The organism is Streptomyces humidus, assembly GCF_014649655.1.
GTDB lineage: Bacteria > Actinomycetota > Actinomycetes > Streptomycetales > Streptomycetaceae > Streptomyces > Streptomyces humidus.
In genome coordinates this window covers 1-12731 of record NZ_BMTL01000063.1, presented here as the reverse complement: position 1 = coordinate 12731, position 12731 = coordinate 1, and the positions used below count along the sequence as shown (strand labels likewise).

Annotated in this window: 12 protein-coding genes, 2 tRNA genes and 1 riboswitch; of the genes, 6 read left to right on the top strand and 8 right to left on the bottom strand. The window is 71.7% G+C overall.

Annotated elements, in window-relative coordinates; translation table 11 throughout:
• The first annotated feature begins 147 nt into the window (after positions 1-147).
• The 3 genes from lhgD (at position 148) to IE239_RS39655 (ending at position 4024) form a co-directional block, all read left to right on the top strand.
• Positions 148-1377, top strand: a complete 1230-nt coding sequence (gene lhgD / locus IE239_RS39665) for an L-2-hydroxyglutarate dehydrogenase (protein ID WP_190154308.1) — start codon at positions 148-150, stop codon at positions 1375-1377.
• 240 nt (positions 1378-1617) lie between these two features.
• Positions 1618-2460: a tRNA (guanosine(46)-N7)-methyltransferase TrmB gene (gene trmB / locus IE239_RS39660; RefSeq protein WP_190154307.1), complete on the top strand. Its 843-nt coding sequence runs from the start codon at positions 1618-1620 to the stop codon at positions 2458-2460.
• Between the two features lie 67 nt (positions 2461-2527).
• Positions 2528-4024 carry a PrsW family intramembrane metalloprotease gene (locus tag IE239_RS39655; RefSeq protein WP_190154306.1) on the top strand — a complete coding sequence of 499 codons (1497 nt, stop codon included), beginning with the start codon at positions 2528-2530 and terminating at the stop codon, positions 4022-4024.
• 205 nt (positions 4025-4229) lie between these two features.
• Here IE239_RS39655 and IE239_RS39650 read toward each other — a convergent pair whose 3' ends face one another.
• The 4 genes from IE239_RS39650 to IE239_RS39635 all read right to left on the bottom strand — a co-directional run bounded on the left by IE239_RS39650 (position 4230) and on the right by IE239_RS39635 (position 8098).
• Positions 4230-5174 carry an aldo/keto reductase gene (locus tag IE239_RS39650; protein WP_190154305.1) on the bottom strand — a complete coding sequence of 315 codons (945 nt, stop codon included), beginning with the start codon at positions 5172-5174 and terminating at the stop codon, positions 4230-4232.
• Between the two features lie 161 nt (positions 5175-5335).
• Positions 5336-6358 (bottom strand): M23 family metallopeptidase, encoded by a 1023-nt coding sequence (locus IE239_RS39645; protein WP_190154304.1) that lies wholly within the window; start codon positions 6356-6358, stop codon positions 5336-5338.
• A gap of 9 nt (positions 6359-6367) precedes the next feature.
• Positions 6368-6533: riboswitch (cyclic di-AMP (ydaO/yuaA leader) on the bottom strand.
• A 304-nt stretch (positions 6534-6837) separates the two neighbouring features.
• A tRNA-Met gene (locus IE239_RS39640) sits at positions 6838-6911 on the bottom strand.
• Positions 6912-6970: 59 nt separating this feature from the next.
• Positions 6971-8098: a dihydrofolate reductase family protein gene (locus IE239_RS39635; protein WP_190154303.1), complete on the bottom strand. Its 1128-nt coding sequence runs from the start codon at positions 8096-8098 to the stop codon at positions 6971-6973.
• 152 nt (positions 8099-8250) lie between these two features.
• Between IE239_RS39635 and IE239_RS39630 the strand changes: the two genes are divergently transcribed.
• Together IE239_RS39630 and IE239_RS39625 are read left to right on the top strand one after the other, a co-directional pair.
• A complete protein-coding gene (locus IE239_RS39630; RefSeq protein WP_190154302.1) occupies positions 8251-8775 on the top strand; it encodes a MarR family winged helix-turn-helix transcriptional regulator in 525 nt (174 codons plus the stop codon).
• A 143-nt stretch (positions 8776-8918) separates the two neighbouring features.
• Entirely contained in the window at positions 8919-9560 is a 642-nt protein-coding gene (locus IE239_RS39625; protein WP_190154301.1) for a GTP cyclohydrolase II, read from the top strand.
• Here IE239_RS39625 and IE239_RS39620 read toward each other — a convergent pair.
• Both IE239_RS39620 and IE239_RS39615 read right to left on the bottom strand, forming a co-directional pair.
• A complete protein-coding gene (locus IE239_RS39620; RefSeq protein ID WP_190154300.1) occupies positions 9547-9900 on the bottom strand; it encodes a hypothetical protein in 354 nt (117 codons plus the stop codon). The genes IE239_RS39625 and IE239_RS39620 overlap by 14 nt on opposite strands.
• Positions 9900-10244, bottom strand: coding sequence for a hypothetical protein (locus IE239_RS39615; protein WP_190154299.1), 345 nt, complete (start codon positions 10242-10244; stop codon positions 9900-9902). The genes IE239_RS39620 and IE239_RS39615 overlap by 1 nt, the downstream gene beginning before the upstream one ends.
• Before the next feature lie 182 nt (positions 10245-10426).
• Between IE239_RS39615 and IE239_RS39610 the strand changes: the two genes are divergently transcribed.
• A complete protein-coding gene (locus IE239_RS39610; RefSeq protein ID WP_190154298.1) occupies positions 10427-10696 on the top strand; it encodes a GntR family transcriptional regulator in 270 nt (89 codons plus the stop codon).
• Positions 10697-10770: 74 nt separating this feature from the next.
• On the opposite strand, the gene IE239_RS39605 is transcribed toward IE239_RS39610, so the two are convergent.
• Positions 10771-10843 (bottom strand) — tRNA-Lys (locus IE239_RS39605).
• Between the two features lie 110 nt (positions 10844-10953).
• The gene (locus IE239_RS39600) at positions 10954-12492 is read right to left on the bottom strand and encodes an amino acid permease (protein WP_190154297.1); all 1539 of its coding nucleotides are present in this window, start codon (positions 12490-12492) and stop codon (positions 10954-10956) included.
• Between the last annotated feature and the right edge of the window lie 239 nt (positions 12493-12731).

Below are 12731 nucleotides of genomic sequence, written 5' to 3'. Positions count from 1 at the left end.
GCGCGGGACTGCTCTGCCTCGCGCGGCGGCCTTACACGTCGCGGCCGCACGCGCGGCGGCCGTACGAAGGAAGGGCCTCGCGCGTTCGCACCGCAAGAGCGCCCTTCCTGGGTTTGAAGGCGTTGTCAGTGGCGCAGTGCACTATCGATGCCGGGAGGTGGTGTGCACGTGTCGAAGATCGCTCACGACTGTGACGTGCTCGTGGTCGGCGGGGGCATCGTCGGGCTGTCCACGGCGTACGCGATCACGCGGGCCGCGCCCGGCACGCGGGTGACGGTGCTGGAGAAGGAGCCCGGAGCGGCCCGGCACCAGACGGGACGCAACAGCGGCGTCATCCACAGCGGGATCTACTACCGGCCGGGCACGCTGAAGGCGCGGTACGCGGTGCGGGGCGCCGCCGAGATGACGAAGTTCTGCGCGGAGTACGGCATCCCGCACGCCGTGACCGGCAAGCTGATCGTCGCCACGGAACGGGCGGAGCTGCCCCGGCTGCACGCGCTGGCGCAGCGCGGCCGGGAGAACGGCATCCCGTTGCGGGAGCTGGGCGCCGCCCAGATCGCGGAATACGAGCCCGAGGTGCGGGGGCTCGCCGCCCTGCACGTGCGCACCACCGGGATCTGCGACTACGCGGCCGTGGCGCAGCAGCTGGGGGCGGCTTCCGGGGCGGAGATCCGCTACGGCGCGCAGGTCGTGCGCATCGACCGTCGGCCCGAGCGCGGGGTGGCCGTGCTCACGTCGCGTGGCGATGTCGTACGGGGGCGGGTGCTGGTGAACTGCGCAGGGCTGTACTGCGACGAGATCGCCCGGCTGACCGGGGACGAGCCCGAGGTGCGGATCGTTCCGTTCCGGGGCGAGTACTACGAGCTGGCCCGGCCCGACCTGGTGCGCGGACTGGTGTATCCGGTGCCCGATCCCGCGTTCCCGTTCCTCGGCGTGCATCTGACCAGGGGCATCGACGGCGGCGTCCACGTCGGGCCCAATGCCGTGCCGGCGCTGGCCCGCGAGGGGTACGGGTGGGGCGTCGTACGGCCCGGGGAGGCCATGGCGACGGCTGCGTGGCCCGGGGTGTGGCGGATGGGGCGCCGGCACTGGCGGTACGGGCTCGGCGAACTGCGGCGGTCGGTGTCGAAGGCGGCGTTCGTCGACGCTGTGCGTCGGCTGCTGCCGGCGGTGGAGGAGGGCGACCTGGTGCGCGCGGCGGCCGGAGTACGGGCGCAGGCGGTGCTGCGGGACGGCGGGCTGGTGGACGACTTCCTCATCCGGGAGGGCAGCCGGGCCGTCCACGTGCTGAACGCCCCCTCCCCGGCGGCGACGGCCTCGCTGCCGATCGGCCGGGAGGTGGCCCGCAGAGCGCTGCACGCGCTGACGAACGCGTGAGTCGCGTGAGTCGCGGGCGGGGCAGGCGCCCGAAGCCCCGGTGAGCTACCAGGCGGCCGACGGCGGGGGCGGCGCCCCGGCTCCGCCCGTCCGGCCTGGCACTCCCGGCTCCGCACCCGACCCGCACGGCTCCGCACGCCCGGCCCGGCACGGCACGCACGGCTCCGCGTCCGCCCCGGCTTCGCGCGCTCGGCTCCTCGCCGCATCCACCTGCCGCGCCCCCGTAAAATCGTCCCCACTGTGTCTGATTCCGTGAACACCCCCGAAGCCCCTCAGCCCTCCCCCGGCGGCGACCACCGCTACCCGGGGTCCGTCCGGCACACCCGCGCCAAGGGGGAGCCCCGCTTCCCGGACGGGCCGAAGGCCGATCCCGCCGGTTCGCACTTCGAGCGGCGGATCCGGAGCTTCCAGCCCCGTCGCAGCCGGGTGACGGCCGGACAGGCGGACGCGCTGCAGCGGCTGTGGTCCAAGTGGGGGCTGGACATCGACGGTCACCCCGTGGACCTCCGCGAGCTGTTCGGCGACGACCGCCCGGTCGTGCTCGAGATCGGCTTCGGCATGGGCGAGGCCACCGCGCAGATGGCGGCCGCCGACCCGGACACCGACATCCTCGCGGTGGACGTGCACACGCCCGGCCAGGGCAATCTGCTCAACCTCGCGGACCACCACGGGCTCAGCAACGTCCGGGTCGCCAACGGCGACGCGATCATCCTGCTGCGCGAGATGCTGCCGGCGGACTCGCTCGACGGGCTGCGCGTCTACTTCCCCGACCCCTGGCCCAAGAAGCGCCACCACAAGCGGCGTCTCATCCAGCCGGAGTTCCTCGACCTGGCCGCGACGCGGCTGAAGCCGGGCGCGATCGTGCACTGCGCCACGGACTGGGAGCCGTACGCGGAGCAGATGCTGGAGGTGCTCACCGCGCACCCCGACTTCGAGAACACCCGGCCCGACGGCGGGTTCGCGCCCCGGCCCGGGTTCCGCCCGTTGACCCGTTTCGAGGGCCAGGGGCTGGACAAGGGTCACGTGGTGAACGATCTGCTTTTCCGTCGCGTACAGCATCGCGTCCGGCCCGGGGCTCGCTGACCGGTCAAGGGATCGCCGACCGACCGCCCCCTGCACCACAGTCCCCTCCCTCGTTAGGGTCGATGCCGTGGCCATCAGTCCTCCGTTCCCTCCCTACCCGCCGCGTCCGCCCGGCGGGGCTCCCGAGGACGGTGTGCTCAGGCACGCGCACTGGTGGCAGCGCAGATGGGTGCGGTACGGGGCGCTGGTCACCCTGCTCGCGCTGTCCGGGCTGGTCATCCTCGCGCTGGTGCGCGCACAGACCGGGACCGAGGGCTTCCTGGTCGGGCTGGGTCTCGCGGTGCTGCCGGTGCCGCTGCTCGTCGCCGCCTTCCGGTGGCTCGACCGGGTCGAGCCGGGACCCTGGCGGAACCTGGTCTTCGCCTTCGCCTGGGGGGCGTGCGCGGCGGCGCTGATAGCCATCGTCGCCAACAGCTTCGCGACCCGGTGGATAGCCACCGCCACTGCCGACCCGTCCAGCGCGGACACCCTGGGGGCGACGGTCATAGCGCCGGTCGTCGAGGAGTCCGCCAAGGCCGCGGCCGTCCTGCTCGTGTTCCTCTTCCGCAGGCGGGACTTCACCGGGATCGTCGACGGCGTCGTCATAGCCGGGATCACCGCCACCGGCTTCGCGTTCACCGAGAACATCCTGTACCTGGGCACCGCCTTCGGCACCGACCAGCTCACCGGCGACACCGGCATCGCCTCGGTCACCGCCGCGACCTTCTTCGTCCGCGTCATCATGTCGCCGTTCGCGCACCCCCTGTTCACCGTGCTGACGGGCATCGGCTTCGGTGTCGCCGCGCTCTCCGGGGACCGTCAGCACCTGCGGCGCGTGCTGCTTCCGCTGGGCGGGCTGCTTCTCGCGATGGGCATGCACGCCCTGTGGAACGGCTCGTCGACGTTCGGCGAGTTCGGCTTCTTCGCGGTGTACGCGGCGTTCATGCTGCCCGCGTTCGGGCTGCTGACCTGGCTGGTGGTGTGGACCCGGCAGCGGGAGCTGCGCACCGTCCGCGAGGAGCTGCCCGCCTACGCGGCCGCCGGCTGGCTCACCCCGGCCGAGCCGTTCGCCCTCGGCTCGATGCGGGCCCGGCGGGTGGCCAGGGACCACGCCGGCCGCCATCTGGGCAAGGCCGCGGCGCGGGAGGTGGCCCGGTACGAGGCGTATGCGACGTCCCTCGCGTTCCTGCGGCACCGGGGCCGACGGGGACGCGCGAACGCCGACTTCGTCGTACGGGAGAGGGAGCTGCTGAACGAACTGTGGCGGCGCAAGGACGTCGCCCGGCCCGCGCTGGACCACGCGGCCCGGGTGACGGCGCCTCGGGCCCGGATGGTCCCGCCGCCCTGGCCGGTGTACGGGGCGTACGGGTACGGCGCGGGTCACGGACCGCTCCAGCCGTACGGCCAGGCCCCCGACCCGGGGTACGGCTACGGCTACGGGTATCCGCCGGGTCCGGCGTACGGAAGCCCGGCAGGACCGCCCCCCGGGCACCCCACGGATCACAGCGCCCCCGGTCACCCCACAGGCCACAGCGGCCCCGGACACCCCGCGGGGCCGCACCCCTCCCCTTACCCGTACCGCTAGACCGCAGGCGGCCCGCGCACGAGCTCCGGTCGCGTGTGCCGCCCGGCGACTCCGGTCGCGTCTGCCACCCCGGCGGCTCCGGGCGCTCCAGCAGTCGCGGCCCGCCCCGTCCGGGCGGACCTCGCAGGAGCGCCCGCCCGGACGTACCCGCGCGTCAGGCCGAAGCCCGGATCACGCCGAAGCCCGGATCAGGTCGAGGCCCGGATCAGGCCGAAGCCCGGTTCAGCGCGGCGATCTCCGTGCTCGTCAGTTCCAGGTCCGCCAGTGCCAGCAGCGCGGGCAGTTGCTCCGCCGTCCGCGCGGAGGCGATCGGCGCGGCCACCGTCGGCTGCGCGGCGAGCCAGGCCAGGGCGACCGTGGCGACCTGGGCGCCGTGTGCCTGCGCGATCTCGTCCAGCGCGGTGAGGACCCGGCGGCCCCGCTCCGTGTCCAGGTGCTTGGCGGCGCCGGCGGAACGGGCGCTCTCCACCGTCGTACCGGGCCGGTACTTGCCGGTGAGGAAGCCGGAGGCCAGCGAGAAGTACGGCACGGCGGCGAGACCGAAGCGGGCGGCGACGTCCTGGAGGCCGCCCTCGTAGGTGTCGCGCGAGACCAGGTTGTAGTGGGGCTGGAGGGCGACGTACCGGGCCAGGCCCTCTCGGTCGGAGAACTCCAAAGACTCCTGGAGGCGTCCGGGCGAGATGTTGGAGGCGGCGATGTGCCGCACCTTGCCCGCCCGCACCAGTTCGTCGAGCGCGCCGACGATCTCCTCGACGGGCACCTCGGTCTTGTCGAAGTGCGTGTAGTAGAGGTCGATGCGGTCGGTGTCGAGACGGCGCAGCGAGGCGTCGGCGGCGGCCTTGATGTTGTCGGCGGACAGGCCGGGGAACTCGGGGTGCTGGCTCACCTTGGTGGCGATCACGATGTCGTCGCGGTTGCCCCGGGACTTCACCCACCTGCCGATGACGGTCTCGGACTCACCGCCCGAGTTGCCCTCGGCCCACGCGGAATAGGAGTCGGCGGTGTCGACGAAGTTGCCGCCCGCGGCCGCGTAGGCGTCGAGGACGGCGAAGGAGGCCGCCTCGTCCGCGGTCCAGCCGAAGACGTTGCCGCCGAGGGCGAGCGGGAAGACCTCGAGGTCGGAGGAGCCGAGTGCGCGAAGAACAGTCATGGTTCGACTCAACGGTCCCCGCAGGCACACTCATTCCACGCGGCCCGCGAAGAACGTGTGAACAGGGCGTGGCTCACCCGACGCGGACAGGGCTCTCCGGGCTTCTCAAAAGAGTCTCAGGGGCGCCTCAGAGGCGCTTTCAGGGGCTCTTCAGGAACGTCTCAGGGATTGAGGCCCTTGCTGCGCAGCCACGCCGCCGGGTCGATGCCGGTGGAGCTGCCGTCCGGGTGCACCTCCAGGTGGAGGTGGGCGCCGGTGACGTTCCCGGTCGCGCCGACGCGGCCGATCACATCGCCGGTGGCGACCTTCTGGCCGACGCTGACGTTGATCGACGACTGGTGGCAGAACCACAGCTCGGTGCCGTCGTCCAGGGTGAGGATGGTGCGGTAGCCGTAGGAACCGGCCCAGCCCGCCTCGGTGATGGTGCCGCTGTGGACGGCCTTGATGAGAGTGCCGGTGGGCGCGGCGAAGTCGAGGCCGGTGTGGTAGCCGGAGGACCAGAGCGAGCCGGCCTGCCCGAAGGTCGAGGTGATGGTGTACGAGGAGGTCGGCAGCGTGAACTGCTTGGCCAGCTCGGCCAGGTGCGCGGCCTCGGCCTTCTCGGCGGCCTCCTCGGCGGCCTTCTTCTTTGCGGCGGCGGCCTTGGCCTGTGCTTCTTTCTCGGCCTTGGCGACGGCGTCGGCAGCGGCCTTCTTCGCGAGGGCCGCGGCCTTGATCTCGTACTGGGTCTGCTGCGACTCGACCTGCGCCAGGATCCGGCTGCGCAGGGCCTCGCCCGCGTCGGCGGCGCTCTCGTCGGTGTCGACGGCGGTCTCGGACCCGAAGTCGGCGAGTGCGGACGCGGCCACCGGGGCGGGTGCGTCGTCGGAGATGAGCGAGCCCACGTCGGGCAGGTCCGGCAGCGAGATGGAGACCGGGGCCTTGCCGGTGTTGGCGCTGGCCATCCCGCCCGCGCTGACGGCGGCGATGACGCCGACGCCGAGGACGGTGGAGCTGCGGGCGAACCCGCCGCCGCGCTGCTTGGCGACCCGGTGCTTGCCCCGGACCGGGCGGACGGACTCCGCGGTGGGGTTCCACTCCTCCCAGGGGCCCTCGTCGGTACGGAAGCCGCCGTAGCCGAAGATCTCGGTGGACCGCTGGCTCGGCGCGTACGGGGCCTCGGGGGCAGGCGGGTTGGACGCCACGCGGGCGTGCTCCTTTCCTTCCGTCGCCTACCGGGTTAGCTGACGGGTTCGGAGCGGGAAGGTCTCCTACGCGCGTATACCGGTCGTGACTCTGCGAGTTCACGACGGCTTCCGCGTGATTCACCCCAAGGTGGTGGTTCCCCGGTTCCCTTGCGGGATTCGGCGCGTGCGCGCGGAGCCGGCTCTGGTGCCGACTGGGACGGCCGCGCTGCGTTATCGAACGTTAATAGACCCAGGGGTGGGTTTCCAAGCCGTTCGGCTTGATCAACAACATTTGCGGCCTGGACTTTCGGGCCACCAGCGGTCGAAAGCGGGCGAGTTGACCCCGGCCACGCACGTCTCGGCCGCCCCAGGCTTTCTGACGATGACTCAGCTTCTCCGCGCAGGGCGGTCGTCCGGTCACGGAATGTGAGAAGAGGAGTTCCGGGGAAATGCACCGAGGGCCGGAACCCTTTCGGATTCCGGCCCTCGGCCTTCAGTAGCGGGGACAGGATTTGAACCTGCGACCTCTGGGTTATGAGCCCAGCGAGCTACCGAGCTGCTCCACCCCGCGTCGTTGTGACTCCAGTCTACGCTACTTCCGGGGCGCGAATGACCACGTTCCCCGACGCCTCACACCAGGTGCCGGTTGGGGGCCTTCGCGCGCTCCTCGCACTCCGCCAGCACGAGGACGTCGACGCCCGCGGCCGTCAGCAGACCGGTGCCGTCCGCCTCCGTCACGAAGGTGTCCGGCTCGCGCCAGGCCGTGACCACCCGGCGCACGCCCGCGTCGAGGATGAGACGGGCGCAGGGGGCGGGGCGGGAGGAGCGGCGGGCGCAGGGTTCGAGGCTGCTGTAGACGGTGGCCGTGCGCAGTCGCGGGTCGGCGCGGTCGAGCTTGGCGAGGGCCGCCTCCTCGGCGTGCACGACCGGGTCGCCGGCCTCGCGCGAGTGACCGCGCGCCAGCTCCGTTCCGTCGGCGGCCACGATCACCGCGCCGACGCTGAAGGCGGTCTTCGAGGGCGGGCACCGTTCGGCGAGTTCGCAGGCGAGGGCCAGCCAGTGCCGGTCGGCCGCGACGGGCAGCGGTCCGGCGCCGGGGGCGGTGGGCTCGTAGCGGTTCAGGACGACGTCCTCGATGCGCCGCGTCTCCACCAGGCGCAGGCGTCCGCCCTGGTAGCCGCCGGGTCCGAAGAGGCGGGGCGCGTCCGGGTCGCCCACGAGGAGCGGGGCGAGGACGAGCTGGAGTTCGTCGGCGAGGCCCTGCCGGAGCAGTTGGGTGTGGACGGTTCCGCCGCCCTCGACCATGAGGCGCCGCACGCCGAGTTCGTCGTGGAGGTGTTCCAGGAGGCGGCGCCAGTCGAGTCGGGGGCCGAGCGGGACGACGTCCGCGGCGATGCCGAGCGCGCGGGCCCGCTCGGCGCCCTCGTCCGTCGTGTACAGGGCCTTCGCACCGCCCGTGTGCCAGAAGTTCGCCTGGGGGTCCAGCTCGCCGGAGCCGCTGACGGTGACCTTGAGGGGGTACGGCGGCTGCCCGGCGGCGACACGGGCGGCGCGGCGCTCCGGGGAGTTCACGAGGAGCCGCGGGTTGTCCGCGCGGATCGTGCCGGCGCCGACGAGGATGGCGTCGACGGAGGCCCGCACCTCGTCGACGCGGTCGAAGTCGGCGGGGCTGGAGAGCAGCAGGCGCTCGGGGGTGGTGTCGTCCAGGAACCCGTCGAGGGAGACGGCGGCGGACAGCAGGACGTACGGGTACGGCATCGGCGTGCTCCCCGGGCTCGGTCCGACGGCGACGGTGTCGCCTCCGGCGCCTCCAGCGGTCTCCCAGCGGCTTCCGCGCTTTCGCGGCTTCCGCGGCGGCTTCAGGCGTCGGCGGTCTTGGTTCAAGTTTGAAACAAACCTACACTGGGTGCATGACGACCCGCTGGCTCACCCCCGAGGAGCAGCGCGCCTGGCGCGCATACGTTGCCGGCTACCTCCTCCTGGAGGACGCGATCGACCGGCAGCTCCAACAGGACGCCGGCATGCCTCATGCGTACTACTCCATTCTCGCCAACCTCTCCGAGACCCCGGAGCGGCGGCTGCGGATGACCGACCTCGCGGAGCGGCTGAAGATCACCCGCAGCCGGCTGACCTACGCGGTGTCCCGGCTGGAGAAGGACGGGCTGGTGCGGCGCGAGGAGTGCCGTTGGGACAAGCGCGGCAGTATCGCGGCGCTGACGGACGAGGGGATGGCGGTCCTGGAGGACGCGGCGCCCGGACATGTCGCGACGGTCCGCGCCGCCCTGTTCGACCGGCTCACCCCTGAGCAGGTGGGGCAGCTGGAGGAGATCTTCGGTCAGGTCGCGCAGGGGTTCCAGGGAGACGGGGAAGGCGAGGCCGCACCCGAGGACCTGCCCTGGCGCCGGCGTTCGTCGCCCTGCTCCGGGACTTCATGATCCGCGTCACAGATCCGCTCGGGCCCGTTGTTTCAACTTTAAAGCATGGAGTAGGGTCTCGTTTCGCCGGATCTGCTTCAAATCTGAAGCAGTGGTCGGCCTGGCACCACCACGTCATTCGCCCCCGGACCCGGGAGACCCGCATGCCCGACACCCCCGCCGCCACCCCGCGCGCCCGCGTCCGGGTGCCGCTGCGCTTCCACGACGGCTACGCGGTCGACGCCGAACTGGTCACCTTCCACGGTCTGACCGACGGCCAGGAGCATGTCGCCGTCGTGCTCGGCGAGCCGGCGCCCGGCGCCACCCCGCTGGTCCGGCTGCACTCCGAGTGCCTCACCGGCGACGCCTTCGGGTCCGCCCGCTGCGACTGCGGACCGCAACTGCGCGAGGCGGTCGAGCGCATAGCCGTGACGGGCGGGGTGCTGCTGTACCTCCGTCAGGAGGGCCGCGGCATCGGCCTCTACAACAAGCTCGACGCGTACGCGCTCCAGGACCAGGGGCTGGACACCTACGCCGCGAACACCGCCCTCGGCCTGCCCGAGGACGACCGGGACTACACGGCCGCCGCTCAGATGCTGCGCGCCCTGGGCATCACGAGCCTGGACCTGCTGTCCAACAACCCCGACAAGGCCGACCAGTTGCGCGCGCTGGGCATCGACGTCCACGACCGCGTCCCCACCGGCGTGTTCACCACCCCGCACAACGTCCGCTACCTGCGCGCGAAGGTCCTGCAGACCCAGCACACCCTGCCGCTGGCCGACCTGACCGGCATCAGCGTGGGCTGACCTCGCCGGGGCCGCTGAGGCTTCCGCCGCCTCGAACACCTTCGCCGCCCGGCGCCGGCAGGCGCATGCCGCGGGACTTCGCGACGCGCAGGGCGTCGGTCAGGCACTCGGCGAGGCGGAGGCCGGCATAGCGGACCTCGGTGTACGGCGAGGCCGGGTCGTCCAGCACCTTGCGGGCGAGGCCGAGGACGTCGGCGCCGGTGGCGAGCTGGACGGCCTCCAGCTCGTCGGCGAGACGGGAGAGGTGGCTGCCGTCGTCGTCCGTCACCAGGTAGCAGGGTTTGCCCTCGGGGGACGGCCAGGGCAGGAGCCGGGGGGCGGTGCCGTTCACGTGTTCCATCAGGCGGCCGTCTTCTGCGCGCCGACCAGGCGCTGGTCGAGGTCGATCCCGAAGCCGACGACGACCACGAGAGCGCGACGGTGCGGCCGGAGAGCGGCTTCTCGCTCGTGGGCGGCGAGGTAGGGGCGCACGAGGACGGATTCTGCGCCGTCGAGGGAGGTGAGGAGCCCGTACGGGGAACGGTGAAGGGGCAGTTGCGGGGACACGGGGGCCGAGTGGTGGCGTACGGCGGTGAAGGGCGGACAGAGACGGGGCCGTCGACGATGGGCGCGTCGCCGTTTCCCGGTGCCGGAGGCGAGGAGAGGACGCATCCGTCGGAGGATGCGGCGGATAAGGTCGTGCATGTCGACGCTCCTGGTAAGCGTTGGCCGCGCCCCGGGAGGTCTAGCCACCTCGCCGGGGTCTTCCTGTATCGACCATACCGGGAACTGCGTCCCCCTGCACCCTTCTTCGTCCCACTGCGTCCCGACGCGGCGGGACGCGTCCGGCCACTGCGGCATGCGTACGGGTGCGTCACGGTGGGAACATGAGTGAGCTTCCGCGCTACGAGTACGTAAAACTCGCCGACGCCATCGCCGCGGACATCGCCTCCGGCAAGCTGCCGCAGGGCGCCGCGCTACCTGGTGAGCGGGCCATGACGGATCTGCACAGCGTGAGTATCGGGACCGTCCGCCGCGCCATCGTCGAACTCCGGAAGCGAGGGCTCGTCGCCACCCTGCCGGCGAAGGGGACATACGTCATCGGAACGCCGACCCCGGCGAGTGGCGCACCCGAACAGGGCGAACCGAACGCCTGAAGTGGCGGAAGAACCGTCTGCCCGGAACCGCAGCGAGCCCCGGTCCGGATGTGCTCCGAAACGGGGCTCTTCTGTAGGCCGTGTGGGACTCGAACCCACAACCAATGGATTAAAAGTCCACTGCTCTGCCAATTGAGCTAACGGCCCAGGCGATGGTGCGCGTTGTTGCCTCCCCGAGCATAGCCGGACGCGGCCGTGTCTCCGATCGGGTATCGGGGACACGGCCGCGTCGAAGGGCGGGAAGTGGCCGGGATCGGTCACAGATCGGGCAGTTCCACGGGCGGGGCGGCCCGTGACGCCTCCCTGGCGAGGGTCTTCTCGTGCTGCGGATCGAGGAACCAGTTCCGGGCCGACACCTGCCACCACACCCCCGCGAAGCCCAGGACGACGAGGACGGCGACCGGGGCGTAGTTGAAGGTCTCCCAGGTGACCGGGGAGACCTGCGGCAGCATGAACAGGACGGTGATGACGGCCACCCACGCCACCGACACCACGCCGATCGCCCTGGACCAGCGGCCCAGGTGCCAGGGACCCCGCTCGAACTCCTCGCCCTTGCGCAGGCGCAGCAGCGTCGGGATGACGTAGGCGATGTACAGGCCGATGACGGCGATGGAGGTGACGGCCGCGTACGCGGTCACGTTGATCAGGTACGGCAGCCCCAGGACCAGCGCGCCGCCGGCCGCCAGCCAGACCGCCGCCACGGGTGTGCGGGTGCGCGGGCTGACCGTGTGCCAGATGTGGGAGAAGGGCAGCGCGCCGTCCCTGGAGAACGCGTAGATCATGCGGCTGTTGGCGGTGACCGACGCCATCCCGCAGAACAGCTGGGCGCCGATCACCACGAGCAGCAGCAGCTTGCCGGCGGTCGCACCGAGGGCGTCGAGCAGGATCTGTGCGGGCGGCGCGCCGGTCGGGGAGCCGAGCGCGGCGTCGTAGGACTGGATGGCGTACGTGAAGCCGAGCAGCAGGACGAAGCCGGCGATCCACGAGGTCCAGATGGAGCGCACGATGCCCTTCGGGCCGGCCGTGGACGCGTCGTGGGTCTCCTCCGTCATGTGGGCGGAGGCGTCGTAGCCGGTGAAGGTGTACTGGGCCATCAGCAGGCCGAGCGCGACGACGTACACGCCGCTGCCCCAGCCCGTGTTGTTGACGAACTCGCCGAACACGAAGGACGTCGACTGGTGCGTGTCGGGGACGAAGGCGAGCGCGCCGACGATGACGCCCACGCCCAGCACGTGCCACCACACGCTCACGCTGTTCAGCAACGCGACGATCCGCACCCCGAAGGTGTTGAGCAGACCGTGCAGCACCAGGATGCCCGCGAAGAGCAGGACCGTGCGGCCCGGCGTCACCTCGAAGTCGAACTGGAGGTTCAGGTACGCGCCGAGGAAGGAGGCGGCGCCGAAGTCGATGCCGGCGGTGACCGCCACCTGCCCCAGCACGTTGAACCAGCCCGTGAACCAGGCCCAGGCCGCGGCCGAGCGCGGGGGCGCGAGCCGGTGCGCCCAGAAGTACAGGCCGGCCGAGGTCGGGTAGGCCGAACAGATCTCGGCCATCGCGAGGCCGACGAAGAGCGTCATCAGGCCGACGGCGATCCAGCCCCAGGTGATCACGGCCGGACCGCCGGTGTTCATCCCGAACAGGTACAGCGTCAGGCAGCCCGACAGGACCGAGATGATCGTGAAGGAGACCGCGTAGTTGGAGAACGCCGACATGCGGCGGGCGAGAACCTGGGTGTAGCCGAGCTGGGCCAGCCGCTCTTCGTCCGACAGCCCACTCACTCTGGCGTCATCTGTCATGCCCCCAGCAATTCCCTTCCCGGAGTCGTGACACACGTCACAACTTGGCCAGAAACCGCCCACGGACGGCGCGCTCCCGGATGGCGTGCCCCTGGGCGACGTGGGAACGATGCACGGACGCGCGAAAACGCCGTGGCCCCCACCGGTGTGGCGAATTCCAGGGGTCGTTGCAACACAGTGATCAACTGGCTGTGGCCAGGAGCTTAGCGAGGCGCTCGGCTGGGGTTTCCCAGCCGAGC

What these genes read in the sequence shown, in the direction of transcription:
- lhgD (WP_190154308.1), top strand. Translation starts at nt 148, where the DNA reads ATGCCGGGAGGTGGTGTGCACGTGTCGAAGATCGCTCACGACTGTGAC.
- IE239_RS39650 (WP_190154305.1), bottom strand. Translation starts at nt 5,174, where the DNA reads ATGACTGTTCTTCGCGCACTCGGCTCCTCCGACCTCGAGGTCTTCCCG.
- IE239_RS39635 (WP_190154303.1), bottom strand. Translation starts at nt 8,098, where the DNA reads ATGCCGTACCCGTACGTCCTGCTGTCCGCCGCCGTCTCCCTCGACGGG.
- IE239_RS39630 (WP_190154302.1), top strand. Translation starts at nt 8,251, where the DNA reads ATGACGACCCGCTGGCTCACCCCCGAGGAGCAGCGCGCCTGGCGCGCA.
- IE239_RS39625 (WP_190154301.1), top strand. Translation starts at nt 8,919, where the DNA reads ATGCCCGACACCCCCGCCGCCACCCCGCGCGCCCGCGTCCGGGTGCCG.
- IE239_RS39620 (WP_190154300.1), bottom strand. Translation starts at nt 9,900, where the DNA reads ATGGAACACGTGAACGGCACCGCCCCCCGGCTCCTGCCCTGGCCGTCC.
- IE239_RS39615 (WP_190154299.1), bottom strand. Translation starts at nt 10,244, where the DNA reads ATGCACGACCTTATCCGCCGCATCCTCCGACGGATGCGTCCTCTCCTC.
- IE239_RS39610 (WP_190154298.1), top strand. Translation starts at nt 10,427, where the DNA reads ATGAGTGAGCTTCCGCGCTACGAGTACGTAAAACTCGCCGACGCCATC.
- IE239_RS39600 (WP_190154297.1), bottom strand. Translation starts at nt 12,492, where the DNA reads ATGACAGATGACGCCAGAGTGAGTGGGCTGTCGGACGAAGAGCGGCTG.